The sequence below is a fragment of the Vibrio chagasii genome, assembly GCF_002954585.1.
GTDB classification, from domain to species: domain Bacteria; phylum Pseudomonadota; class Gammaproteobacteria; order Enterobacterales; family Vibrionaceae; genus Vibrio; species Vibrio chagasii_A.
On record NZ_MSCI01000003.1, the window covers coordinates 192,452 to 217,581 of the forward strand.

27 protein-coding genes and 1 riboswitch are annotated in these 25,130 nt (G+C 43.1%); of the genes, 17 read left to right on the top strand and 10 right to left on the bottom strand.

Features of this window, described 5'->3' with window-relative positions:
* Nucleotides 1–6: 6 nt before the first annotated feature.
* Entirely contained in the window at nucleotides 7–630 is a 624-nt protein-coding gene (gene gmk / locus BTO10_RS20775; protein ID WP_004741436.1) for a guanylate kinase, read from the bottom strand.
* A 301-nt stretch (nucleotides 631–931) separates the two neighbouring features.
* Nucleotides 932–1,031: riboswitch (purine riboswitch) on the top strand.
* Between the two features lie 58 nt (nucleotides 1,032–1,089).
* Here gmk and BTO10_RS20780 point away from each other — a divergent pair.
* From BTO10_RS20780 to BTO10_RS20790, 3 genes are all read left to right on the top strand, one after another.
* On the top strand, nucleotides 1,090–2,460 hold the full coding sequence (locus BTO10_RS20780) for an NCS2 family permease (RefSeq protein WP_105025694.1): 1,371 nt from the start codon (nucleotides 1,090–1,092) through the stop codon (nucleotides 2,458–2,460).
* Between the two features lie 187 nt (nucleotides 2,461–2,647).
* Nucleotides 2,648–3,073 carry a phosphate-starvation-inducible protein PsiE gene (locus BTO10_RS20785; protein ID WP_105025695.1) on the top strand — a complete coding sequence of 142 codons (426 nt, stop codon included), beginning with the start codon at nucleotides 2,648–2,650 and terminating at the stop codon, nucleotides 3,071–3,073.
* 213 nt (nucleotides 3,074–3,286) lie between these two features.
* Nucleotides 3,287–3,919: an alternative oxidase gene (locus tag BTO10_RS20790; protein WP_105025696.1), complete on the top strand. Its 633-nt coding sequence runs from the start codon at nucleotides 3,287–3,289 to the stop codon at nucleotides 3,917–3,919.
* A 78-nt stretch (nucleotides 3,920–3,997) separates the two neighbouring features.
* Here the strand turns inward: BTO10_RS20790 and BTO10_RS20795 are convergent, their stop codons facing one another.
* Nucleotides 3,998–4,864: a YicC/YloC family endoribonuclease gene (locus BTO10_RS20795; protein WP_061033127.1), complete on the bottom strand. Its 867-nt coding sequence runs from the start codon at nucleotides 4,862–4,864 to the stop codon at nucleotides 3,998–4,000.
* Nucleotides 4,865–5,112: 248 nt separating this feature from the next.
* On the opposite strand from BTO10_RS20795, the gene rph reads away from it, so the two are divergent.
* Complete coding sequence (gene rph / locus BTO10_RS20800) at nucleotides 5,113–5,829, top strand: ribonuclease PH (RefSeq protein WP_004741431.1); 717 nt, start codon at nucleotides 5,113–5,115, stop codon at nucleotides 5,827–5,829.
* Between the two features lie 107 nt (nucleotides 5,830–5,936).
* Nucleotides 5,937–6,578 carry an orotate phosphoribosyltransferase gene (pyrE, locus tag BTO10_RS20805; RefSeq protein ID WP_004741430.1) on the top strand — a complete coding sequence of 214 codons (642 nt, stop codon included), beginning with the start codon at nucleotides 5,937–5,939 and terminating at the stop codon, nucleotides 6,576–6,578.
* A 91-nt stretch (nucleotides 6,579–6,669) separates the two neighbouring features.
* On the opposite strand, the gene lpxL is transcribed toward pyrE, so the two are convergent.
* The 3 genes from lpxL to coaBC form a co-directional block, all read right to left on the bottom strand.
* The gene (gene lpxL / locus BTO10_RS20810) at nucleotides 6,670–7,653 is read right to left on the bottom strand and encodes an LpxL/LpxP family Kdo(2)-lipid IV(A) lauroyl/palmitoleoyl acyltransferase (RefSeq protein ID WP_105025697.1); all 984 of its coding nucleotides are present in this window, start codon (nucleotides 7,651–7,653) and stop codon (nucleotides 6,670–6,672) included.
* Between the two features lie 17 nt (nucleotides 7,654–7,670).
* The gene (slmA, locus tag BTO10_RS20815) at nucleotides 7,671–8,261 is read right to left on the bottom strand and encodes a nucleoid occlusion factor SlmA (protein WP_004741428.1); all 591 of its coding nucleotides are present in this window, start codon (nucleotides 8,259–8,261) and stop codon (nucleotides 7,671–7,673) included.
* 169 nt (nucleotides 8,262–8,430) lie between these two features.
* Nucleotides 8,431–9,678 (bottom strand): bifunctional phosphopantothenoylcysteine decarboxylase/phosphopantothenate--cysteine ligase CoaBC, encoded by a 1,248-nt coding sequence (coaBC, locus tag BTO10_RS20820; protein WP_004741427.1) that lies wholly within the window; start codon nucleotides 9,676–9,678, stop codon nucleotides 8,431–8,433.
* A 225-nt stretch (nucleotides 9,679–9,903) separates the two neighbouring features.
* Between coaBC and radC the strand changes: the two genes are divergently transcribed.
* From radC to BTO10_RS20850, 6 genes are all read left to right on the top strand, one after another.
* Nucleotides 9,904–10,578, top strand: coding sequence for a RadC family protein (gene radC / locus BTO10_RS20825; protein WP_102424638.1), 675 nt, complete (start codon nucleotides 9,904–9,906; stop codon nucleotides 10,576–10,578).
* 291 nt (nucleotides 10,579–10,869) lie between these two features.
* Nucleotides 10,870–11,106, top strand: coding sequence for a 50S ribosomal protein L28 (gene rpmB / locus BTO10_RS20830; RefSeq protein WP_004728407.1), 237 nt, complete (start codon nucleotides 10,870–10,872; stop codon nucleotides 11,104–11,106).
* Nucleotides 11,107–11,119: 13 nt separating this feature from the next.
* On the top strand, nucleotides 11,120–11,287 hold the full coding sequence (gene rpmG, locus BTO10_RS20835; RefSeq protein WP_002535344.1) for a 50S ribosomal protein L33: 168 nt from the start codon (nucleotides 11,120–11,122) through the stop codon (nucleotides 11,285–11,287).
* A gap of 202 nt (nucleotides 11,288–11,489) precedes the next feature.
* Complete coding sequence (locus BTO10_RS20840) at nucleotides 11,490–12,020, top strand: hypothetical protein (RefSeq protein WP_080566574.1); 531 nt, start codon at nucleotides 11,490–11,492, stop codon at nucleotides 12,018–12,020.
* A gap of 3 nt (nucleotides 12,021–12,023) precedes the next feature.
* Nucleotides 12,024–12,833: a bifunctional DNA-formamidopyrimidine glycosylase/DNA-(apurinic or apyrimidinic site) lyase gene (gene mutM, locus BTO10_RS20845; RefSeq protein WP_105025698.1), complete on the top strand. Its 810-nt coding sequence runs from the start codon at nucleotides 12,024–12,026 to the stop codon at nucleotides 12,831–12,833.
* A gap of 91 nt (nucleotides 12,834–12,924) precedes the next feature.
* Nucleotides 12,925–13,929: an NAD-dependent epimerase gene (locus BTO10_RS20850; protein ID WP_004741423.1), complete on the top strand. Its 1,005-nt coding sequence runs from the start codon at nucleotides 12,925–12,927 to the stop codon at nucleotides 13,927–13,929.
* 47 nt (nucleotides 13,930–13,976) lie between these two features.
* On the opposite strand, the gene BTO10_RS20855 is transcribed toward BTO10_RS20850, so the two are convergent.
* The 3 genes from BTO10_RS20855 to BTO10_RS20865 all read right to left on the bottom strand — a co-directional run bounded on the left by BTO10_RS20855 (nucleotide 13,977) and on the right by BTO10_RS20865 (nucleotide 16,428).
* Nucleotides 13,977–14,732: a glycosyltransferase family 25 protein gene (locus BTO10_RS20855; RefSeq protein ID WP_105025699.1), complete on the bottom strand. Its 756-nt coding sequence runs from the start codon at nucleotides 14,730–14,732 to the stop codon at nucleotides 13,977–13,979.
* A gap of 147 nt (nucleotides 14,733–14,879) precedes the next feature.
* On the bottom strand, nucleotides 14,880–15,362 hold the full coding sequence (coaD, locus tag BTO10_RS20860; RefSeq protein WP_004741421.1) for a pantetheine-phosphate adenylyltransferase: 483 nt from the start codon (nucleotides 15,360–15,362) through the stop codon (nucleotides 14,880–14,882).
* Nucleotide 15,363: 1 nt separating this feature from the next.
* Entirely contained in the window at nucleotides 15,364–16,428 is a 1,065-nt protein-coding gene (locus BTO10_RS20865) for a glycosyltransferase family 9 protein (protein WP_105025700.1), read from the bottom strand.
* Nucleotides 16,429–16,523: 95 nt separating this feature from the next.
* On the opposite strand from BTO10_RS20865, the gene BTO10_RS20870 reads away from it, so the two are divergent.
* Nucleotides 16,524–17,237, top strand: coding sequence for a 3-deoxy-D-manno-octulosonic acid kinase (locus tag BTO10_RS20870; protein WP_105025701.1), 714 nt, complete (start codon nucleotides 16,524–16,526; stop codon nucleotides 17,235–17,237).
* A gap of 296 nt (nucleotides 17,238–17,533) precedes the next feature.
* On the opposite strand, the gene waaA is transcribed toward BTO10_RS20870, so the two are convergent.
* Nucleotides 17,534–18,796 carry a lipid IV(A) 3-deoxy-D-manno-octulosonic acid transferase gene (gene waaA, locus BTO10_RS20880; RefSeq protein WP_105025702.1) on the bottom strand — a complete coding sequence of 421 codons (1,263 nt, stop codon included), beginning with the start codon at nucleotides 18,794–18,796 and terminating at the stop codon, nucleotides 17,534–17,536.
* Between the two features lie 132 nt (nucleotides 18,797–18,928).
* Here waaA and BTO10_RS20885 point away from each other — a divergent pair, with 132 nt between their 5' ends.
* The 5 genes from BTO10_RS20885 to BTO10_RS20905 are packed head-to-tail and all read left to right on the top strand — an operon-like array spanning nucleotide 18,929 to nucleotide 23,997.
* Nucleotides 18,929–19,960, top strand: a complete 1,032-nt coding sequence (locus BTO10_RS20885; protein ID WP_105025783.1) for a UDP-N-acetylglucosamine 2-epimerase — start codon at nucleotides 18,929–18,931, stop codon at nucleotides 19,958–19,960.
* Between the two features lie 9 nt (nucleotides 19,961–19,969).
* On the top strand, nucleotides 19,970–20,749 hold the full coding sequence (locus tag BTO10_RS20890; RefSeq protein WP_004741416.1) for a glycosyltransferase family 2 protein: 780 nt from the start codon (nucleotides 19,970–19,972) through the stop codon (nucleotides 20,747–20,749).
* Between the two features lie 10 nt (nucleotides 20,750–20,759).
* Nucleotides 20,760–21,839 carry a glycosyltransferase family 4 protein gene (locus BTO10_RS20895; protein ID WP_004741415.1) on the top strand — a complete coding sequence of 360 codons (1,080 nt, stop codon included), beginning with the start codon at nucleotides 20,760–20,762 and terminating at the stop codon, nucleotides 21,837–21,839.
* Nucleotides 21,840–21,841: 2 nt separating this feature from the next.
* Nucleotides 21,842–22,891, top strand: a complete 1,050-nt coding sequence (locus BTO10_RS20900; RefSeq protein ID WP_004741414.1) for a glycosyltransferase family 52 — start codon at nucleotides 21,842–21,844, stop codon at nucleotides 22,889–22,891.
* Nucleotides 22,888–23,997 (top strand): glycosyltransferase, encoded by a 1,110-nt coding sequence (locus BTO10_RS20905; protein ID WP_105025703.1) that lies wholly within the window; start codon nucleotides 22,888–22,890, stop codon nucleotides 23,995–23,997. Before BTO10_RS20900 ends, BTO10_RS20905 begins: the two co-directional genes overlap by 4 nt.
* Here the strand turns inward: BTO10_RS20905 and BTO10_RS20910 are convergent.
* Nucleotides 23,930–25,129, bottom strand: a complete 1,200-nt coding sequence (locus BTO10_RS20910) for an O-antigen ligase family protein (RefSeq protein WP_181144011.1) — start codon at nucleotides 25,127–25,129, stop codon at nucleotides 23,930–23,932. The genes BTO10_RS20905 and BTO10_RS20910 overlap by 68 nt on opposite strands.
* Between the last annotated feature and the right edge of the window lies 1 nt (nucleotide 25,130).

The following is a 25,130-nucleotide window of genomic DNA, read 5'->3' on the forward strand; positions in this document are numbered from 1 at the left end:
GCTAAATTATTCCGCCAGTAGTGCAGTAAGCATGCCGCTGTATTTTGCTGCTTGCTTATCTTCTTTTAAGCGTTCCGCACGAATGATAGCTCTGAAGTCCATTAGGGCTGCATCAAAGTCATCATTCACGATCACGTAGTCATACTCATTATAATGAGAGATTTCTGACTTCGCTTCGTTCATGCGTTTCGCAATAACTTCTTCGCTGTCTTGACCACGAACGTTTAGACGACGCTCTAGCTCACCATTTGATGGTGGAAGAATGAATACACTCTTCGCTTGAGGCATCTGTTCACGGATCTGACGAGCACCTTGCCAATCGATATCTAGGAATACATCGATACCGCGGTCTAGGTTTTCTTCAATCCAAACGCGTGAAGTACCGTAGTAGTTGCCGAATACTTCAGCGTACTCTAGGAATTCATTCTTCTTGATGAGGTCTTCGAAGTGGTGCTTCTCTACGAAGTGGTAGTGAACACCATTTTCTTCACCAGGGCGCATACCGCGAGTGGTGTGTGAAACAGATACCTTCATTGCGTAGGTTGGATTGGTTTCTAGCATTGCTGAGATCAAGCTCGACTTACCTGCGCCACTAGGTGCAGATACGATGTAAAGAGTACCTTTGCCCATCTGTATATTTCCACTGTTGGTTGGATTGAGTGAAGGCGATAAACCGACACTATAAAAGATAGCACTGACCTTAATTACGTTCCGGTAATTGCGCGTATATAGCGATAATTGGTGAAAATTAGGTCAGAAAAATGGAGGCGAAGAGTAGCATATTTAGGTGATTGAGAACAACTGGCTTGATCGTTATTTATTAGCGAATGATCCTTTTAAAGATCGTTCTAGAAATGTAATTACTCATCAACTGCCGTTTTTTATGTGATCTCGACAAAATTTATTGAAGTTTTAATCTCAATCTTTACAATTCGCGCAAACGATTAAATGCTGTATATGTCTAGTAAAAAGGTCTAGACGTTTCTACTACCGAGCCTATCTTGGTGACTACAGTTTTTAGTGTAGAGACCTCTCTATTCTCACAGCATTTGAGTCCCCAAATTCTTAATTTATTGCAAAGGTTTTGTTGTGAGTACCGATTCCACCCTGAAAGCCCAGAACACCTCTGGTTCGCTTGATTCGATGTTTAAAATCACTGAAAGAAAGACCACGATCGGCACTGAGCTGTACGCAGGTTTCATTACTTTCTTGGCAATGAGCTACATTCTGGCGGTTAACCCAGCGATTTTGGGTGGTATCCCGGGTATGGATAAAGGTGCGGTATTTACTGCAACGGCTTTGGCTGCGGCTATCTCGACGTTAATCATGGGCATCTGGGGTAATTACCCTGTGATGCTAGCACCGGGCATGAGCATGAACGGCTTTTTCAAAGGCCTGTTATTGAGTGGTTCTGTTGCTGTGCTGTGGAATGAAGCGCTATTTGGTATCTTCCTTTCTGGTATTTTGTATCTTGCGTTCTCACTGACCAATATTCGTAAATCGATGATTGAATCGATCCCAGAGGACTTAAAGCTGGCGATTACGGTATCGCTCGGTTTGTTCATCGCTTTCTTGGGACTTAAGAACGCGGGCATCATCGTTTCGAACCCGTTTGTATTGGTTGGCTTAGGGGATATCTCAGACCCACAAGTGATCATCGCTTACATCAGTATCTTTATTGCCCTTGGCTGTATGGTGCGTGACATCAAGCTGGCGACCTTTATCTCATTCGTATTAGCGATTGCACTGACAATTCTGGCTGACGTATTCATGGGTACATCAAATGCGCCAATCCCAGAGCAGCTAGTCACGATGCCACCGAGCATGGCAGGCAGCTTCGGCGCGATCTTCGACTTCTCTGCGTTTACTGCTGAGAAAATGTTCGACCTATTGTTTATCGTACTTATCTTCCTGATTGTCGACTTCTTTGATGGTTTGAGCACGATTGTCGGTGTTGGCCGTGATGCCGGTATCATCGATAAAGACGGTAAGGTACCAAATGCGAAGTCTGCTCTAGTGGCAGATGCGGGTGGTACGGTGATTGGTTCGATTCTTGGTACTACATCGATTACTGCTTTCTCTGAGTCGGGTATTGCCTCTTCTCAAGGTGCGAAGACAGGTTTGGCGGCAGTGATGGTTGCAGGCTTGTTCCTAATCTCGCTATTCCTGTACCCAATCTTCTCTATCTTCTCGGCAGCTATGGTTGCACCAGCAATGGTCGTGGTAGGTATCTACATGGTGGGCCGCCTTGGTCAGATCAACTGGGAGAAGAAAGAGTCACGCATTGCAGCCTTCTTCACCATCATGTTCACGGTACTAAGCTTCTCACCTGCAAACGGCATGGCGATGGGCTTTATCAGCTACGCATTCACTATGGTTGTTGCGGGTAAAGGTAAAGAAGTTCACCCGTTAATCTATGGACTATGTGTGGTGTTCCTAACCTACCTGATTCTGCTTTAAGGCTAATCGGCTGCGTTAAGCTGAAACGAAGAATGAATAGATGGCTCTACAGTGAATGTGGGGCCATTTTTGTATCTGGGCTTCAACAAAAGGTGTGCAATCGATGGTGTTCTCCGACAGAGAGTGAGCGACTTATATTGAGGCATGCTATTGTAGAGGTTGGATTAATTTTTTTTGCAGAGTGACAATGCCTTCTCATTTACCTAAATCTTTTAGTAAGCCTTTCTTGAAAGTTTTTCATACTCTTGAAGCGGTACTGTTGGTGGCGATTACTCTCGCTACCGTGTTTGCGATGGTTGAAGAGTTCATGCATTTGTTTGTTGAGCGCCAAGTTCGGCTGACCGATATTCTTCTGATGTTCATCTATTTAGAAGTGTTGGCTATGGTCCAACAATTTGTGACGAACGGTAAGATTCCGGTACGTTACCCTATCTATATCGCGATTATGGCGATTGCTCGTTACATTACACTTGGAATGAAGGAATTGGATGCGGTTCTCATTGTTTGGTTATCTTTAGCCGCGTTTATTTTGGCGGCCGCAACCTTGCTGATTCGAGTTGGGCATCACTATTGGCCGTATGTTGATCTTCGAACCAAGCAACCAGACGAGTAAACCGTCGACTTATAAGTCACTTAAGAGCCCAGCCATGTCGCTGGGCTTTTTACTACCTTTATAGTGTCAAAAAGACACTTAAGTGTTTTATTAGTTTGGCGGTTTTAAGTGTCTTAATGACTCTTTTGCCTGGCTTTTCCTTGAAATATAAGGCTTTGTTTTCTGGCATGAATGTTGATTGGTGAGTATTAGACTCATATTAAGGAACACGCTATGCATTTTGAAAGTACCCACTATCAACCGGAAGTTCTCTCCGAAAAGGTTGCACTTGTCGTGACTCGACTTCTAAAAAAAACGCTTAATCTGTTTTATGGGAAACATTTAGCCAAACGAGCAATGTTATTGGAGACCATTGCGGCTGTTCCGGGCATAGTCGCGGGGGTATTTAATCACCTTAAAGCATTACGTCGCATGAAAGATGACGGTGGTTGGATCAAAGAGCTCCTGGACGAAGCGGACAATGAACGGATGCACTTGATGATCTTCTTAACCGTTACCAAGCCGTCCATCATAGAGCGCATCTTAGTGATGTTATTACAATTCCTATTCTTAATTATCTATAGCGTGATTTACTTAGCTTCTTCTAAAACCGCACATCGGATTGTCGGTTACTTTGAAGAGGAAGCTTGCAACAGTTACTCAGAGTATATCGCCAAAATTGAAGAGGGTAGTCTACCCAATCATCCTGCGCCGAGAATTGCGATGACTTATTACGGCCTACCTGAGGACGCGACATTCTTAGATGTACTTTTCCGTATAAGAGAAGATGAAGCTAAGCATCGCGACAAGAATCACGACATTGCCAATTTATACAAAACCAAAGACTTACCTGAGCATCAATGTTGATGGTCCTTTATTACTAAAATAAAGAAAAGCCCCTGCATCTTTCGATACAGGGGCTACTTGTATTAACTCAGCGTTGGTTTATTCGATATTCTGAATCTGTTCACGCATCTGTTCGATAAGAACTTTCAGCTCTACGCCTGATGCAGTGATGTCAGTGCTGATAGACTTAGACGCTAGCGTGTTTGATTCACGGTTGAACTCTTGCATCATGAAGTCCAGTTTACGGCCACATGCGCCGCCTTTCTTCAATACTGCATTGGCTTCTTTCACGTGAGAGTCTAGGCGGTCTAGCTCTTCGGCTACGTCTGACTTCTGTGCGAGTAGGATTAGCTCTTGCTCAACGCGAGAACCTTCAAGCTCAATCTTCGCTTCTTCAAATTTGTTAAGCAGACGCTCACGTTGCCACTCTAGGATTTCAGGCATGCGTGCACGTACTTTTACCACTTCTTCAGTGATCGCATCTAAGCGCTGTACGATTAGCGCCTTCATGTTCTCTCCTTCACGAGCACGAGCATCAATGAACTCTGCAATCGCATCGTTGAACGCTGCTAGTAAGTCTTTGTTGATCGCATCCATGTCTTGCTCAGGTGTTTCCATCACACCAGGCCAGTTCATTACTTGGAATGGGTTAAGACGGCTCTCTTCACCTGTCATGGTCATCACTTGGTTCGCCGCATTGATCACTTGCTGCGCTAAACCTTCGTTGATGCTTAGCTCGCCTTTTGCTGCTGGGTTAGCTTCAAAGCGTAGGTTACATTCTACTTTGCCGCGCGCTAGGCGCTTACGAAAACGCTCGCGTAGGATTGGCTCTAAACCACGGAACTGTTCAGGCATACGGAAGTAAGTTTCTAGGTAGCGTTGGTTTACACTACGGATTTCCCATACTGCGCTGCCCCAATCGCCTTTTACTTCTTTGCGTGCGTACGCGGTCATACTATAAATCATCGAATTTTCCTGTCTTTTATCATTCTGAAAATAACGCGCACGCATAGTATCACGTTACGGGTGACAGCCGAAGCTCAGTACTTTCGCTAAGGAATCGCTTTTCATGGACAGTGTCTTCCAATGGTAAATAGCTTTGCACAGTAAACTGCTATATAATCTCGCCCCAATCAAATATGTCTCACCCCTTTCTTAGGTGATGCACGCTTTCGATAGTAAATCACTTCAGACTGTTAATAAGGTAGATACCAATGCGTCCAAATGACCGCGCTGTAGATCAAATTCGTCCAATTAAAATTACTCGTAACTACACAGCTTATGCTGAAGGTTCTGTATTAGTTGAGTTCGGCAACACTAAAGTTCTATGTAATGCGACGGTAGAAGAAAACGTACCGCGTTGGTTGAAAGGTCAAGGAAAGGGTTGGGTAACGGCTGAATACGGCATGCTGCCACGTGCAACGCACACTCGTAACCGTCGTGAAGCGGCGAGCGGTAAGCAAGGTGGTCGCACGATGGAAATCCAACGTCTGATCGCTCGTAGCCTACGTGCTGTTGTGGATCTTAAAGCGATGGGTGAAATCATGATTACGGTTGATTGTGATGTTATTCAAGCAGACGGCGGCACACGTACTGCGTCTATCTCTGGTGCAAGCGTAGCAATGGCTGATGCAATCAAGAGCCTACTAGACAGTGGTAAGTTGAAAAAGAACCCAATGAAGGGCCACGTAGCGGCTGTTTCAGTGGGTATCGTTGGTGCAGAAGCACTGTGTGACCTTGAGTATGTTGAAGACTCAGCAGCCGATACCGATATGAACGTTGTCATGACGGAAGACGGTAAGATGATTGAGATTCAAGGTACTGCAGAAGGCGAACCGTTCAGCCACGAAGAGCTGATGAAGCTTTTAGCCCTGGCGAATAAGGGCATTGCCGATATTGTTGAAGCGCAGAAGTCGGCGTTGGCAGAATAATCAATTTTAATAGCTCCCAATTTGGGGGCTATTTTTTTGTCTGTAAAACCTGAAAGGGTGGTACAGAGCGTAAGTTAAGTTTTATTGAGTAAACATAGAGGATGAGCATGAAAGCATATCAACGTGAATTTATTGAATTTGCACTAGAGAAAGAAGTACTTAAGTTTGGTGAGTTTACTTTAAAGTCTGGCCGTAAGAGCCCTTACTTCTTCAATGCTGGATTGTTTAACACAGGCCGTGACTTAGCGCGCTTGGGTCGTTTCTACGCAGCAGCACTGGCGGATTCTGGTATTGAATTTGATGTACTGTTTGGCCCTGCATACAAAGGTATCCCAATCGCAACGACAACAGCTGTTGCACTGGCCGATCACCACGATGTAGACACGCCTTACTGCTTTAACCGCAAAGAAGCAAAAGACCACGGTGAAGGTGGCAACCTAGTCGGTAGCGCACTGGAAGGTCGCATCATGCTGGTGGACGACGTAATCACTGCAGGTACTGCAATTCGTGAATCGATGGAAATCATCCAAGCGAATGGTGCTGATCTAGCGGGCGTTCTTGTTGCGATTGACCGCCAAGAGAAAGGTAAAGGCGAGCTATCTGCGATTCAAGAAGTAGAACGTGACTTTGGTTGTGCGATTATTTCTATCGTTAGCCTGACTGACTTAGTGACTTTCCTTGAAGAGAAGGGGACTGATGCAGCGCACCTTGAAGCAGTGAAAGCGTACCGCGCTCAGTACGGCATCTAATACAATTTGTTATAGCTATAGAATGCACAAGGGGCTGATGAATCATCAGCCCCTTTTCTTTTGGTTCAGAATATTACTTATAGCGGCTACTCTACTTATAACGAATGCCGCGTTCAGCCTCTGGGTCTTCCATGGTTTTGAAACGCTTGTGCAGCCACATCCACTGCTCTGGCGCGCGTAAGATGATTTTCTCTAGATAGCTATTCATGTAAGCAGCTGCCGCTTTCTCATCTTTTTGCGGGTAGTTATCTTCGATGGACTCATCGGCCATGATTTCATATTTGCCGTTGTCGTTTCTAAAACCAGAGCCTGGAACAATCGCGCAGCGGCTAGTATAAGCCAGAATACTAGTACCAGTCGTCGTACATGCATCAGGCACGGCGAAGAAAGGTACAAATGCCGCTTTATTACGCCCGTAATCATGATCTGGTAGGTAGAAAAGGATCTCACCCTGACGCAAGATTCGGATCATGCGCTTCACATCTTTACGGTGAATGAGGCGGTTGCCGTTTTGGGTACGACCGCGGTACTGAATGAACTCATAAGCAGGGTTTTTGTGTGGACGATACACGCCTAGGCCAGGAATACCGAGCACAGCCATTGCTCGTGCGGTGATCTCCAAGTTCAAGGCATGCACACAGCAGAGAAGAACACCTTTGCCATTGGCTTTGTGCGTACGTAGCATTTGGGTGTCTTTGTCGACTAAGATTCGTTTAAAGCGCCATGTTGGCCAGAACCAAGTAATGCCGGTTTCGATCAGCGCCATACCCGTATTCTTAAAGTTCTCGCTTACCATAGCCGCAACTTCATCTGCTGGCTTATCTGGGAAAGCGAGTTCTAAATTGCGAGTGGCGACTGCGACGCGTTTTTTGCCATAACGAGCGCCTAAAGTGCCCAATGAGCGTCCTAACAGTAATAACAAGCGGTAAGGGAGAACGTTAACAATAAGCGCCAACAGCCCAAAGCCGAACCATACTCCCCAATATTTTGGGTGAAGCAGTGCCAGCGTAAAAGGCGGCTTAGTAATAACGTGTTGTGCAGTGCTGCTTGTCGGAGAAGTTTTCGTCATAACCATCACTTAAAGTTGGATTGCTACTTAATCTGAGCGCTGAGTAGTGCCCAATAAGCATCGAAGTTTTCTGTTGGTTGATATTTGAAGTCAGAACGTACGAATCGATTCAAGCTGCCTTCAACTTGGCCGAGCAATTGTGCCGCTAAGATTTTCTCGTCAACTGGGAATGATTTCCCTTCACGAAGCTTTCTTTCTCGCAGAATTTGGCGAAGTTGAGTCTCAATGCGTTCGAACAGTTGATTGATGCGGTCACGTAGGCGCTCGTTTTCAAACATTAGAGCATGGCCAGATAAAATTCGAGTCAGGCCTGGGTTACGTTCTGAGAAAACTAAGATCAGTTGCAGTACTAGGCGTATGCGCTCTAGTGTGTCTTTCTCTTCATCCAGAATGCGGTTGATTCGAGACATCAAGGCTTCTTCAATAAACTCGATAAGGCCTTCAAACATGCGAGCTTTGCTAGGGAAGTGGCGGTAAAGTGCTGCTTCAGAAACGCCAACTTGCTTGGCTAATTTTACCGTCGTGATACGAGAAGCACCTTCGGTCGATTCCAACATTTGTGCGAGAGCTTGTAGGATTTCTTCACGACGGTTTGATTTTCGAGTACCAGCCATCTATTTACTTCCTTTCCTAAAGATGAGGATTGAGTGAAGAAGGATTATAAACACCATTCAATTCTGTTTCCTAGTTTTGTAAGCCCTAGGTCAACAGAATCGAGAGGTGTCAGCAGATTGTCAGCTCAAAATTGTCTATTTATCCGACAATATTGCTCTAATCAGTGAGTTAGTGATGCTTTTCTAGCAGTTGTTGGATCTGCTCAAGGATCTGGAATCCAAGCGCACCTTTGCTATCCAATGGCAGAGATTTATCGCCACCTTTCCAATAAAGGTGCAATTCGTTGCTGCTACTATTGAAGCCTTGGCCTTCAACAGATACATCATTAGCACAAATCATATCGAGGTTCTTTCGCTCTAGCTTACCGCGAGCATATTTCTCAACATCTTGCGTTTCAGCTGCAAACCCTACTGTAAATGGACGACCTTCTGTCATAGCTGCGACAGAAGCGACGATATCTGGGTTTTTCACCATGTGAATCGCCATGTCATCTTTACCGTCTACTTTTTTAAGTTTCTGGTCTGCAATGGTCTCAGGACGGTAATCAGCAACCGCGGCGCAGCTGATGAAAACATCGTGTTGAGCGGCGTGAGCAGCAACGGCATCAAACATCTGTTGAGCACTATCGACATCGACGCGAGTCACTTTGTCTGGAGTAGCGAGTGACACAGGACCACTCACTAGCGTGACCGTCGCACCTTGTTTAGCTGCGGCTTCAGCTAACGCGTAGCCCATTTTGCCTGAGCTGTGGTTGGTGATGTAACGCACAGGGTCAATGGCCTCACGAGTTGGTCCTGCAGTGATAAGCACAGAGCGACCTGCAAGTGGTTTAGGTTGGAAGAAGTCTTCACAGCAGTGTACAAGCTGCATTGGCTCTAACATGCGGCCCATACCAACATCACCACATGCTTGTTCGCCAGACGCTGGCCCCCAAACCTCACAACCACGACGTTTTAGTGTCGCGATGTTCTCTTGAGTGGCTGGATGGCTGTACATTTGTTGGTTCATTGCTGGCGATACCGCAACTGGCGCATCGGTCGCTAAAACTAAAGTGGTCAGTAGGTCGTTGCCCATGCCTGCAGTCATACGTGCAATAAGATCGGCAGTCGCCGGTGCTAACAATACTAAGTCAGCCCATTTTGCGAGTTCGATGTGACCCATTGAAGCTTCAGCAGCAGGATCAAGCAAACTATCAGACACTGGCCTTCCCGAGACCGCTTGCATGGTCAGTGGAGTGATGAACTCCTTAGCTGCATTGGTCATGACGACCTGCACTTGTGCCCCACGTTCAACCAAGCGTCGAGTTAGCTCGGCACATTTGTAAGCAGCGATACCACCACTAATACCAAGAAGAATTTTTTTCCCTGCTAGGCCTGGTTGGTCAGCGTTACTCAGTGGATTAACCTGTGTTTGCATGATTCTGTTCCTTAATTTTTCTGCGACTTACGATATCAGAACAAAGGATGAGTGCCTAGAAGCAGAACTTGAACAGACTTGACGCTCATCAAATTGGCGTTATCAAACTTATCAATTACACGTTTTTGTTAGTGACTCGGCTGGCTTTATCTCTATTAAAGGATCTCTGGATACTAGCTAGTTACGCTGAGGGGTTATGTTCATAAGCAATGGATTTGCTCTTCTATGCCGATAAATAAAATGCCAGCTGAATCAATGCCAAGAGAGAAACTACTTACTCGAGGGCCTGATTCTTTGAGTGATGCAGAGCTGCTAGCCATCTTTCTCCGAACGGGCACGCAAGGAATGAACGTTCTAGAGCTGGCAGATAAGCTGCTCAAGGACTTTGGCTCACTTAGACACCTGTTTTCAGCAACACAAGCTGAGTTTTGTACTCATAAAGGGATGGGGCAAGCGAAGTATGTTCAATTGCAAGCCGTACTGGAAATGACGCAGCGTTACCTCGCGGAGACCTTATCTCGAGGCGATGCTCTGACCAGCCCGAGCCATACTAAGCTTTATCTGTCGAGTATGTTGCGCGACCGCCAGCGAGAAGCCTTCTATATATTGTTTCTTGATAATCAAAATAGGGTAATAAAGGATGAAGTGATGTTTGAGGGGACGATTGATGCTGCATCGGTTTACCCCAGAGAGGTCGTTAAACGGGCACTTCATCATAATGCTGCCGCCCTCATATTGGCACATAATCACCCTTCGGGTATCGCAGAGCCGAGCCAAGCTGACAGGCGAATAACTCGCCGATTGACCGATGCCTTGGCGCTGGTGGACATTCGAATTCTCGACCATTTTGTTGTCGGAGACGGTGAAGTTGTCTCTTTTGCTGAGCGCGGATGGATTTGAATCACATTTTAGGTTGTTAACTACGTTAAATCTGCTATCATTCCGCCCACATTTTTAGACCTAAAATCAGCTCTGATTACTCAAGCAAGCTGCGCTGCACAAAAAAAGATCACGAAATCCGCAAAAAGGATCTGTTCGGGTCTTGAGCAATGCGTGTCAAGTTAGTATAATGCGCGACCTTTGATAGCCTTGTATGGATTTTCCATAACGGTTTTTACCTTCTATTTTAATTGATAGAGAGGTTCGGCCACCAAGGTTGATATCGAGCTGAAACGATTGGAGAAGACATTCATGTCCCGAGTATGCCAAGTAACTGGTAAGCGTCCAGTAACGGGTAACAACCGTTCACACGCACGCAATGCTACTAAGCGCCGTTTTCTGCCGAACCTACAAACTCATCGTTTCTGGGTAGAGAGCGAAAAACGTTTTGTTAAACTACGTCTAACTGCTAAAGGCATGCGTATCATTGATAAGAAAGGCATCGATGCTGTTCTTGTTGATATTCGTGCACGTGGCGAAAACGTTTAAGAGGAATTAAGCAATGGCTAAAGGCATTCGTGAGAAAATTCGTCTAGTATCTTCTGCAGGTACTGGTCACTTCTACACAACTGATAAGAACAAGCGTAACATGCCAGGCAAATTTGAGATCAAAAAGTTTGATCCAGTAGTTCGCCAACACGTTATGTACAAAGAAGCGAAAATCAAGTAATTGATGCTTTTTTGGCTCTTCTTCAGTAGAAGAAAGAATTGAAAAACCCAGCTTAATCGCTGGGTTTTTTTATGCCTACAATTTGGTGGCCTCACGTATCTTTTAATCTTCACAAGGATCTAACCAGTGCAAATAGCAACATAGAAAGTATCGCCACTTTCACGATATACTGAAGACTCAATAGGTTAGATGGCAGAATCAGATGAGATATCGTGGACGTAGGTGGAACAACATACTCATGTTAAGCGTGATCGCTTTTATTGGGGTACTCAACCTTCCTACTTTGATCAAAGCGTATCTTATCGAGCCAGAACCTGAGCAACAGGTTAGTAGTCCTTACCCCTACCTGTTAAATCCTGGAGCCGAGCTTCAGGCGTTGCACTTCGCTAAGTGGTCATTGGTACTCGAAGATGGTCAGTGGAGCTATCAATTGAAAGGCTCCGCCCCAGCTCAAAGCATTAGCGCTCAAGAACGTGCTCAGCGTTGGCAGCAACTTGTTGGCACCAAGGTTGACTCGCAAACCTATACTGACCTTGCTTCTCAGCTCAGTACTCCGCATACCATAGAAGTGTGGTATCAAGACCAAGAAGAGCCGCAACGCATTACTTATTATCAGCTGCCTGAGTTTTGGCTGTTAAAAAACTGGAATGATCAGTGGTTGGCGGTGTCTATTGAAGAGAGCTACCTGTTTCCAAGTCTTAGCCAAGACAATCCCTCAACATCGGACGATTAGATTATGCCTGAGTTACCCGAAGTCGAAGTAAGCCGCATGGGGATCTCGCCTCATTTAGTCGGCGAGACCATTAAGACACTGACCTTTCGTACGCCAAAGCTACGTTGGGATATCCCACAAGAGCTTAAAAAGCTAGAAGGGCAGGTGATTCGTGCGATCTCACGTCGTGCTAAGTACCTGTTGATTGAAACTGATACAGGTACTGCTATCGTTCATCTTGGAATGTCGGGATCACTGCGCGTATTAGATGCCGATTTCCCAGCAGCAAAGCACGATCACGTGGATCTCAAGCTCACTAACGGCAAAGTACTGCGCTATAACGATCCGCGTCGTTTTGGTGCTTGGTTGTGGTCAGCACCTGATGAAGTCCACGCTGTGTTGCTTGGCTCTGGCCCTGAGCCGTTAACGGATGACTTTAACGCTGACTATATCGCTGAAAAAGCAGAAAAGCGTAAAGTCGCGGTTAAGCAGTTCATCATGGACAACAAAGTGGTGGTCGGTGTCGGGAATATCTACGCTAATGAAGCTTTGTTCTCTGCAAAAATCCACCCGTTACGATCAGCAAACAAAGTAACCAAAGCAGAATGGATCTTGTTAACCGATGAGATCAAACAAGTGCTCGCGACGGCTATCAAGCAAGGTGGTACTACGTTGAAAGATTTTTCTCAGGCTGACGGTAAACCAGGCTACTTCGCACAAGAGCTGCAAGTGTATGGTAAAGCAGGTGAAAAATGCCCAAGCTGCGAAGCGCTGATTCAAGAGCTAAAAATCGGACAACGTAATACGTTTTATTGCGAAGAGTGCCAAGTATAGAAAATCTGAACTCGTGTTCACTTTTTATTGCTAGTCGATAGGCTAGCGAGTAGCTACAATTGTACTAATTATATGAATTGAGAATAGTAGAATGAAATATTTAGTAACTGGCGTTGCTGGTTTTATTGGCTCTGCAGTGTCAGAGCGACTATGTGCGGCAGGGCATGAGGTTATTGGTATCGATAACCTAAATGACTACTACGAAGTCTCTCTGAAACACGACCGCCTTAAGCGAATCGAACATGAAAACCTTACCTTTATCGAGCTTGATCTCGCTGATAGAGAGGGTATCGCTGAGCTTTTCGCACAGCAAAAATTCGACCGCGTTATTCACTTAGCGGCACAAGCTGGCGTTCGTTACTCAATCGATAACCCAATGGCTTATGCTGACAGCAACCTTGTTGGTCACTTAGCTATTTTGGAAGGCTGCCGTCATAACAAGGTTGAACACCTAGTCTATGCTTCATCAAGCTCGGTATATGGCTTGAACCAGAAAATGCCATTCCACACGGCAGACAGCGTTGACCATCCGATCTCATTGTACGCAGCGACTAAGAAGTCGAATGAGCTAATGGCGCATACCTATTCTCATCTATACGATGTACCGACAACAGGTCTACGCTTCTTTACGGTTTATGGCCCTTGGAGCCGCCCTGATATGGCGATGTTCAAGTTTGCGAATTTAATCGTAGCGGGTAAAGAGATCGATATTTACAACAACGGCGACATGATGCGCGACTTCACTTATATCGATGATATTGTAGAAGGTATTATTCGCGTGCAAGATCGAATTCCAGCAAAACAGCCAGATTGGACAGTAGAACAAGGCTCACCGGCAACTAGCTCAGCACCATACCGAGTGTTTAACATTGGTCATGGTAGCCCAGTTAAATTGATGGATTACGTTGAAGCATTGGAAACGGCTTTAGGCATCGAAGCCAAGAAGAACTTCATGCCAATACAACCCGGTGATGTGTACGCGACTTACGCCGATACTGAAGATTTGTTTGAAGCGGTTGGCTACAAGCCACAAGTAAAAATCCAAGAAGGCGCCAAAGCATTCGCGGATTGGTATAAAGCTTACTACTCACTGTAAACCTAATTGCAGTCATAAAAATAGCGCTCAACGAGCGCTATTTTTTATCATTTTAACTTAGGTCTATATTCAATGCTTAAACTAAGCAGGTGATAAATATTAGTCGCTAGATTGAGTGTCATGCTTTTTATTTTGTTTAGGATTTTCATACTAGCGACAAAGTAGTTTTTTCTGCCTTTATGCTTACGATCACCTATAATTGAAGGTTGCTGACTTCGCTGTAAGCCTGCTTGACGAACCCCGAACATCGGTTGTTTATGTATCCATGTGTTTCTCAAAAATACATCAACAGGGTATTTGAAGGTTGAACTGTGCTTAATGAAAGCTCTTGCTGCATCTGGAGTTATAGCATAGCATGCAGTCCCTTGAGGTACCTTTAAGTATTTTACAAGTTGTTGAGTATCATACTCTTCAACTGAGTAAAGTAATTTGTTTTTACTATCTTGCAGGCGAATAAAACCGCACTTCTCGATATGTTGTTTAGTAATATTTAAAGACTTACGAAAGAGATCAGCGTTAAGGGTAATATGATCTTCGAAGACTAATATAGGTTCATTGAGTTCAACACATTTCTGCCACACAAGGTAGTGGCTTGCATAACACCCAACCTCTCCTATCGCGTGAGGTCTTCCCATATTGTATAAAAATGCTTTATTTTTAATTTTTGCCAATAGAGGGTGCCTATCGGATCGAGCATCTACACCTATAAAGAAATCAAAATCAGCGAGAACACTATTAATAGCGTACGTTGTTGAAGTTTGCCGGCTATTATTGCCTTTTAGAGTAATGCAGTATGCTTTCATAACAGTATTTGTTTATATACAAGAATGATATGTTATCACTCACTTTGAGTTTTTGTAATGGTTGTTCTCTTTTCTGACTGGTTTTAATTGATAGTTTCGAATAAAAATAGCGCTCAATGAGCGCTATTTTTGTTTTTGAATACAGGGTTATTTCATTGTTTTCAGTTTGATTTCATCTGCAACTTTCTGTGGCACAAACTGACTTATGTCCCCACCATGTATCGCGACTTCACGAACAATCGTCGAAGATAGGAAGGCATACTCTTCCGAAGGAGTTAGGAACACGCTTTCAAGACCGGGGAGGAGCTTGCGGTACATACTAGTGAGACCAAATTCGTACTCAAAATCCATAGTTGTTCTTAGGCCACGTACTAATACGTTAGCTTTCTGCTCTTTGGCAAAGTCGACAAGCAAACCAGAAAAGCCTTCTACAGATACATTAGGTAAGTGAGACACAGCATCACGCAACAGCTCTACTCGTTCATCTAGCTTAAACATGGTCTTTTTGCTTGGGCTCGCGGCTACTCCCACCGTGATATGATCAAACATGCTAGCAGCACGGACGATAATATCGAGGTGACCATTGGTTACCGGATCGAAAGTACCTGGGTAGATAACGTGTGTGGTCATATTAGCTGTCCTTGCTTGGTGTTTTAATAGAGTTTAAGGCTTTGTCGAGAGTCTGCTTTACCATGTCGAGCGTGATGTCTTTCATTAAATCATCGCCTTTTGCTCGAGTTCCCCATGGAAGATCTTTAACCGGTTTCCCTTGTTGCGCCTCTACGTGCTGTTGATAAACACTGACCACAATATCAAGGTCATTGTAGGGCCCTGTTCTTCGTGGATCACTGTGTGCGTATAACCCGATGACAGGTGTAGACTGTGTCGTCGCTAGATGTGCTGGGCCGGTATCTGGTGCGATTACCACGGTCGCATGCTTGAGTACTGCGGTGAGCTGTTTTAGGTTAGTTTTACCAATTAAGTTGATAACTGGAGATTGGCATAGCGCTTCGATGTCTTTACCAAGGTTTACTTCTCGTGGAGCAGGAGAGCCACACAGTACCACTTGCATCCCTTTTTCTACTGCATAGTCGGCAATAGCGGCATATCGTTCAGTTAACCAGTTACGTGAATCTTTGCTTGCAGCAGGAGAGATAACTAAGGTTTGTTTCCCAGCCATGGTGTCGATGGCTAGTTGTTCGTCTTCCGGTGTTAGAGGAATATCCCATTGGGGTTTATCGAAGGGCACACCAATGTAGCGAGCAAATTCGGCAAAGTTATCTAATACATGAAACTTGTCTGAAATAGGCAGGTGGCGATTAGTAAAGAGTGACTGCATTTCACGAGTACGGTTTTTGCCAAACCCTACCTTACACTTCGCCTTTATTCCCCAGGAAAGGACGCTGGCTCTGAGTGCTGCTTGCATGTGTAGCAGCGCATCAAATTTGCGATCTGACAATTGGCGCCATAGTTCACGCATTCCTTTGAAGCCTTGTTTCTTATCGAAAATAACGACTTCAATACCTGGCAGGTCGCCGATCAGCATGGCTTCTATTTTCCCTGTTATCCAGGTAATTTTCGTTTCAGGCCACTGCTTCTGGATGGCTTGAACCACAGAAATAGCATGACAAACATCGCCAATCGCGGATAGGCGAATTATGCAAAGAGATTGAGGTGCAGCTGAGAACAGTGACATACAGAGTCCGAAAAAGTGAATAACATCAGAATTATGCAGATACTCGCATTAGTTGTAAAATAGCAATGACGAAAAGCGACCCAAAGGCCTCATAGATGGAAACGATTAACACTAAGAACCAAACAATTTGGTATGACTCTGAACTTCTGGCTCAAGTGCCGGTGAGTGAGATGGTTCAGATCTTTGAGGTAGAATATTGGCAGCAACGTGAAGCTATTTCAGGGAGTGCACAGGGTCGTGGCACCACCTGGTTTATTCAGCTTGATGGACTGCAAGCTGCGTTGCGTCACTATCGCCGTGGTGGGCTATTTGGCAAACTCGTTGAAGACCAATATCGATTTTCTGATTGGGAAAGCACGCGCTGCGCGATGGAGCTTAATGTTCTTAATGTATTGGCTAATGCCGGTGTGAATGTACCCAAGCCGATTGCCGCGAGGGCGACCAAAAGCGGATTCTTTTATCGTGCAGATCTGATGTCGGAGCGAATCCCCAATGCGAAAGATCTGGTTGATGTCTTGGTAGCTAATCCGATAGGTGCGGACATTTATCAAAAAATTGGTCAAGAGATACGTAAAATGCATGATGCTGGCGTTAATCACACTGATCTCAACATTCATAATATCCTGCTTGATGATTCACAAAAGGTGTGGATTATTGACTTTGACAAGTGTGGTCAGCAAGCGGGTGATGACTGGAAAGAAGGGAACTTGAATCGCTTAAAGCGCTCGTTCTTGAAAGAAGTGAACAAGCGCCAGATTCAATGGCAAGAGTCGGATTGGGAGCCTCTTTTAACAGGCTACCAAGGCTAACGAAACCGAATGGTTGTTGGGGCGTGTTGACCTTTTGCGGTTAAATTTTCTTCGAGATAAAAGCGTTTTAATCGCGGCGAGGGGGAAGTAGCCTAGTCATTCTAAGCAAATCTACCTCAACAAAGAGTAAAGCGCTTTTTGCGGGGGCGCTCAGCTCGAACCCTTCGGGCAGCGTTTGCTGGTCATTTCTACTACGTTATCGGCTTATCATGTAGGCTAGCTACATACCAAAGCCTCTGCCTTGTATAAATACCCAGCAACTCGCTGCAAAAATCAGCTCAAAAGATCAACACGCCCTAATCAATAATGTATTGTAAGGTGTTATCTAACGCTCCTCGATTCTGCTCAACCACTTGATAAGCCGCCAAGCCTTTATCTTTACGTAAGCTAGGCTGTGTGAACAGCTCTTTTAGCTGGCCTACAATTTCATTGCTGTTTTGACAAATAGTGACAGCTTGAGCTTCAAGCAGTTTGTCGGTGATCTCGCTAAAATTAAAGTAGCTAGGGCCATTTAGCAGAGGCAACTTCAGGGATGCTGGCTCTAGCAAGTTATGCCCTCCAACTTTATCTCCAACAAGGCTTCCGCCCATAAAACAGACATCAGCGCCGCCGAGTAGTACCAACATTTCGCCCATGGTATCAGCTATATAGACTTCAACATCAGATGTTAATACTTGCTGACTCGTTCGAGTGACGGTGTTGAAGCCGTGCTGCTTAGCTAGCTCTGTCACTTGGTTGAATCGCTCTGGATGGCGAGGCACGATGATCAGTAGCGCATTCGGATTGTCTTTTATAAGTTGCTTATGAGCATCTAAAACAACATCGTCTTCACCTTGGTGGGTGCTAGCCGCAATCCAGACATCACGATTAGAGCCAAATTGTGCCCTTAATGCTTTGCCTTTTTCAACTTGTTCAGCAGAGACTTCAATATCAAACTTGATAGAGCCTGTCACATGCACAGATGCTTTATCTAGGCCTAGCCTAACAAAACGCTCCGCATCACTAGGGTACTGGCAGAGTACCTGAGATAGTTTTTTAGCTAGAAGGTTAAATACGGGTTGGAACTTAGCGTAGCGTTGGCATGAATGTTCAGAAAGGCGAGCGTTAAGCACTGAAATAGGAATCCCAGCTTTCGCGACGCAATGCAGCGTGTTTGGCCAAAGCTCTGTTTCCATAATCAACATCTGCTTTGGTTTTACTGATTTAAGGAAGCCTCGTACACACCAAGAAAAATCAATCGGCATGTAGCGATGCTCGACCAAACCACCAAGTTTGTCTATTTGTTCTGCACCTGTGCTGGTTGTCGTGGTAACGATGATGGCTTGATTTGGGGCTCGCTGCTTCAATTGCTTGATAATAGGTATCGCAGCAATAGATTCACCTACCGACACCGCATGAATCCAGATCGGGCTTTTACCTTGAATCTTCGGTGTAATACCGAAATGCTCTTTCCAGCGCTTACCGAAACTTGGTTTGTCGGGTTTGCTCTTATAAAGCCCATAGAGGAGCAGTGGAGAGGCCAATGACAATATAAGAGTGTATATAAGTCGTATAAGCATAAGAACAGTGACACCAGAGGGTAAAATCAGTAATCAGAAGAGTATTTTCTTCAATCTCGAAAGTAAAGAGCGTTATAATTAAATGCTTAGTGACACTTTCAAACGGAAATGGTGAACTCTATCTCATCGCTTATTCAAACCGATCAATCCTATCGTTTTTTGCTCTATGTCGAGCAAAACTACTCATTTGCTATCCTTCGTCCATTTTATAACTACGCGAAGCAACTTGGCCATGACGTAAAGTGGTTGCTCGTTGGTGAGGATGCTTCTGAACATCTTTTATTAGAGCAAGAGCAGCGCGTGTCTTTGACAGAAGCTGTCGCCTATAACCCTTCTGCTGTTTTAGTACCCGGTGATCGCGTTCCTGCTTTTATCCCAGGTTTGAAGGTACAAGTGTTTCACGGTTTGAATGAGAGTAAACGAGGGAACTTATATCCTGAGCGTGGTCTATTTGACTTGTATTGTACAGAAGGCCATGAAAGAACCAATTCATTGGCGCCATTAGCTAAACAGCGCGGCTACTTTCAAGTCAAAGAGACCGGCTGGTTGAAGCTAGATAGCTTGTTAAATTACCAAATCAGTCACAAGCATTTTGAAAGACCTCAAATTCTATTCGCTTCCACTTTTTCGCCAAGTTTATCCTGTGCTGAAGTGGTTTATGAAGAGCTTAAGCGCCTAAGCAAACTGAGCCAGTGGCAATGGTTAGTCACACTGCATCCTAAAATGAAGCAAGAGACACGAGAAAAATACCAGGCGTTGGAAGGGGACAACCTTCTGTTCTTCGACAATGATCGAGTGATTGAAATGCAGCATCGTGCTGATGTGATGGTATGTGACAACTCATCGATATTTCAGGAGTTTTTGTTGCTCAATAAGCCGGTTGTTACGGTAAATAACCGAGATCCTCAAGCGAGCTTCATCAATATTACCCAAGCAGAGCAGTTAGAATCAGCAATTCAACAAGCTATGCTGCCTGATGAAACAAGAGATAAAGCCATTGCTAATTATGGTCCGTCAATAACGCCATATTTGGACGGTCAATCCTCAGCTAGAGTTTTGAGTGCGATTACGGATGTACTAGAAAGCGACTGGCAGGACAAAAAGCCAAAAAATTGGATTCGTAACTTTAAAATCCGTAAATCATTAAACTATTGGAAATTCTAGGGCTGAATAATGAGAAAACATACCCTGTCTGTCATTGTTATTACCAAGAATGAAGAAGACCGAATTGAAACTTGCCTAAAATCTGTGGTTGATATTGCCGATGAGCTAATTGTGTTAGACAGCGGATCAACGGACGCAACCGTTGAGATATGCCAAAAATACACAGACAACGTGACCATCACCGATTGGCCGGGCTTTGGTAAGCAAAAGCAAAGAGCACTAGATAAAGCGACATGTGATTGGGTGTTATCAATCGATGCGGATGAAGCTTTAGACCCTGAAATGAGCAAGGCTCTTGTTGAGTTATTAAAACAAGATCAAATCAAACATACCGCTTATAAACTTCCTTGGGGAGTAACGCTCTATGGAACAACGCTTAAGTATGGCCGTAGTGCTCGTGCTGTGTTGAGGCTCTTCAAAAGAGAGGGTTCTCGATATACCTTGGATGAAGTGCATGAAACTGTTGTACCGGAACAAGGAACGACGGGTACCCTGAAAGGCTACTTGCTCCATTACACTCACCGAGATTATGGACACGGCTTAGATAAAGCGGCGCAATATGCTTGGCTTGGTTCTCAAAAATACCACCGTAAAGGTAAGAAATCACACGGCTTATTCCTCGCTCTACTACGAGCGATGTGGACATTCTTCCTTGTGTACATTATCCGTCGTGGCTTTATGGATGGTAGTGTCGGTTTCATTATGGCGATGACTTACGCTCAGGTGAATTTCAATAAATATGTCGGTTTGTGGATTCTTGAAAACCGTTCAACAGACCAAGCGAAATAGGAACCGATAGATGAAGATTTTAGTTTGTGCATCTTACTTACATGCATGGAACAGTTTGCGTCCAGAAGCTGCGATTTTTATCGAGCTAGCTCGTCAAGGGCATCAAGTGACGATCATGACTCAGGGAGAATCTGAGCACGTATCTAAGCTAGAAGAGCACGGCATTCGAGTGGTCGATGGCTACCCGAAACGTAAAATTTGTTTTGATACCATTAAAAAGATCCGTCATGAGTTAAAAACGCACAATTACGACATCTGCTATGCTTTTAACTCTAAGACAATCCCCAATGCAGCTTTTGCGTGTATTGGTTTTGACGTTAAGTTGGTTGTTTATCGAGGTACTACTGGCGGGCTATATCGACATGATCCAAGTGCTTATCTAACTCAGCTCCATCCTCGTGTAGATGGCATTGTGTGTGTTTCTGAAGCAGTGCGACAAGATGTAGTGAAGCGCGTTTGGAAGAACAAAGATAACGTTGTTACCATATACAAAGGGCATGAATTGGATTGGTACAAAGTACCACCAACTGAGCGTTCTGAATTTGGTTTGAGTGAAGAAGATGTTGTTGCGATTACCGCAGCGCACGTAAGGCCAAGTAAAGGTATTTCCGTTTTGCTCGAAGCGACCAAACACATTACGGCACCCAACTTCCACCTGATTTTAGCTGGGAGCGGTTATGAGCCTCACTTTGATGAGATGAAAGCGAGCCCGATGAGTGAGCGAATTCATTACATAGGCCACCGAACTGACATTCCTTCGATCATGTGTATGGCAGACTTTCAAGTTCAACCATCGATCAGCGGAGAAGGACTACCACGCACCATTGTCGAAGCAATGGCCAATGGTACTACTTCTGTAGTTACGACCACCGGCGGTGCCCCAGAACTCGTTGTGGATGGTGAAACGGGCTATATTGTCCCAACTGGTGACGCTAAAGCGTTGGGCGAAGCTATGGACAAGCTCGCACAAGACAAGGCCAAGTGCACAGCCATGAGTGAAGCGGCCAAGAAGCGCCTAGATGAAAGCTTTAGCTCACGAGTAACAGTGAAAAAGCACCTGGAATTTTTTTATAGATTGTTGAGTAGATAGTTATGAACCTGTATTTGTGTTCTACGTTGCGTCACTTTCTATTTGCTTTGTTGAGGTCATTAAAAGAAGTAGAGAAGGAAAGCCGAATAATAGTTGTTACTGACCAGCAAGGTCTGGAGCCTGATAGCTTTGATTTATCTATTTTACCTAGCACCATTACGGTGAAATTTATAGGTAGAAAAAAATGCCTTAAAGAAATATATAGAGGCAGTTTAGGGATGATTCATAAATGTTTTGCTGCTGCCAATTGTCAGAATGAATTTTTCAAAAAAAGAACAGCTAGAAAGTTATATGAAAATGACATATTGAGTGAACCATTTTCAAAAAACAAAACTCGTTTATTTTTATTTAATGACCGCAACCGAATTTCCAGGTTAATACGTTTGGCTTTTCCCTATTATGAGGTTATAGAGGATGGGTTATCTAATTATACAGGCTCGGAGTTAAGTCTCACAGATCGATTTTTCTCTAATAAAAAAGGTCGGCGTTATATTGGAGATGATAAACGTTGTAAAATTATTTACTTATTACAGCCAGAACTGGCACCTAGTCAGATTGAAAATAAAGTACAACGTATAGAATTTATCGATTCTAATAACGTCAATACATTTTTATATTCAATATTTAAATTGGATAATTCGAGTGTTGATGTTCCTGATGTGATCATTGCAACTCAACCTATATCTATATCAGGAATGAGTGACTCGGGATATGATATCAATATTTACCGAAGAATGGTGGAGCATATTGAAGCTAAAAATTGGACATATGCTTTTAAAGTACATCCTAGAGAAAACGAATGTAAGTACAAAAGTGCATTCCCAACGTCAAATTTTATAAAAAGTAAAATTCCATTGGAATTGTTAGTATTCTCTTCTTCAAGTTCACCTATGATCTTATCTGTTTACTCTAGCGCTGGTATGGGCTTTGAAGGGTTTTGCCGTAGAGTGACCTTAATAAAGGATGATGAAGCTGAGATACAGGCTGATATATATAATAAATGGAAGCAAAGTTTTTTAGACTTAAATAAACGTTTAGAGGCATTATTTTGATAAGAAAGATGGTTTTTGTAATATCAGCTCTACGTGGTGGTGGTGCTGAGAAATTCGTGCTTAACCTTTACAAAGCAATGGAAAAATATCAAGGTTATGAATGTCATATTGTTTCTATAGAAAAAGCGGTTGAGCATAATATTGAAGGATACAGGGTACACTTTGTTAGTGATTTTTGTAATGTGTCAAAAAAAGGATTAAGGCGTCTTATATATAAAAAAAATGTAGCGAAAGCTGTAGATGATTATATACGTAATAATATATCTCAAGATGCATTTATACTGAGTAATATGTTACTCTCTGATAAAATTATGTCTGAGAGTAAACTAAAAGTCCATCACGTAATACACAATTCCTATAAGACAGCATTTTTATCGGGCAAAGGTTTTTTTAAAAAAATTCAAATAAAAAATAATATCAATAGATTGTATCGCAATCACCCGCTAGTATTCGTTTCCCAAGCTGCAGAAATTGAATATAATGAGGAGTTCTATTCACCATTTGATAATCAAGTTATCTATAACCCAACAGAGTTGTCTGACCTTCAAGCTTTGTCAAATTCAATAGTAGAAGATCTAGAGGCTAGATATCTTATTCATATAGGAAGATTTAACCGTCAAAAGCGTCATGACCGGTTGATTAAAGCATTTTCCAAAATTAAAAATAGTGATGTAAAGCTATTGCTTGTTGGGAATGGAAGTTTAAAGTCAGAATCAGAAAAATTAGTTAGTGATTTAGGTCTACAAGATAGGGTTATATTTAAAGGGTTCACAGACAACCCATATCCTTATTTAAAAAAAGCAGAAGGTCTAGTTCTAAGCTCTGACTTTGAAGGTCTTCCTACTGTATTGATCGAAGCGATTGCACTGAATACTCCAGTAGTTACTACTGACTGTAGTGGAGGTATTAGAGAAATTATAGGAGATAATGAAAATGTTATCTCCCCTAATCATGATACAGAAAAACTATCTAACATGATGGATAGTCTAATTCTTTCACCGGATGAATTTCAATGTTCATTCCCTAACAAGTTTTTAGCTAGTGAGGTTTCATCTCAGTATCATAATTTACACTCTCTTCATTACAATTCAACAAGAAATAAGTGAGTAGTAAAATTGGTAGCAATGAAAAAGGTTGGCTCATTGGTGTATCAGTTAAACATGCTAAGGCGATTAACATTGTTAATGTGTACACAAGAACTCTAGTTTTTGTTTTTTTACGAAAGGATATTATGCATGGGATTACCTGAATCGCTAGTAATAATATACAACCTAGTATCCCAGTTTTCACTAGTTTATCTATATATTGGTTATGGTAATGTGTCGGCGAGTATCTAGCTACAGCATCAGAGACTTTACCTTTTCGATTTAATGTCTTTAACTCATCTGCATGAGAGTCACCTAATCCGTAAATAGGACTAAGTGCATATAATTGTTGGGCTGCTTTCCAAAATTGGAAACGCAGTCCGATCGAAGAATTCATGTCACCATCTGATAATCTCTGAATTTCAACTAGTGTAACTTCAGTTCTGTTTTTTATAACTTCAAACGAAGCCATAAAAATAACAGACAATGAAATGATTGTAACGAATAAGTGTTTCAGCTTTATACTCTTGTTATTTGTTAAATATAAAAAAACAAGAAGGGAAGATGTTATTATTAGTGGGAATATGGCGCCTCTGGTTTCAGTTATAAATATTCCCATAACTAATAATGTATAGCTCACAATCGATATTTTACACTTCTTAAATAAACATAGGTATAGTGCAGATATTGCATATAATGTTAAAGTTATCGAATAAGGTATTGGGTTGACGGTTCGAATTCCTCTCTCAATATCTAATCCATATCTGTTATAAGTCAGCATTAAAAATGACAGGAACGCAGCAAACAATAACAACCATTTTAAATTTTTAAAATTTAAAATATCTTTAGGTAATACCAAAAGATAAAGCATAGCTGCTAAGTAACTCCTTAACTCACCAGAGCTAAATCCAATTGTTTCATAAAATAATACATTGAATATAGAAATCACAAAGAGACTTAGTATATAAGGGTTTTTATAATTTTTCTTTATATTATCAAGTTTATAATATCCAACAGATACTATTATAGATATCAAAAAAATTATAACTATACTTTTATCGGCACCAGGAACTATTAGGAAGCCACTAAATAGCCATATTATTGGAAGTAAAATAATAATATCGGTGATTTTTTTTAAATTTAAATTTTGCATG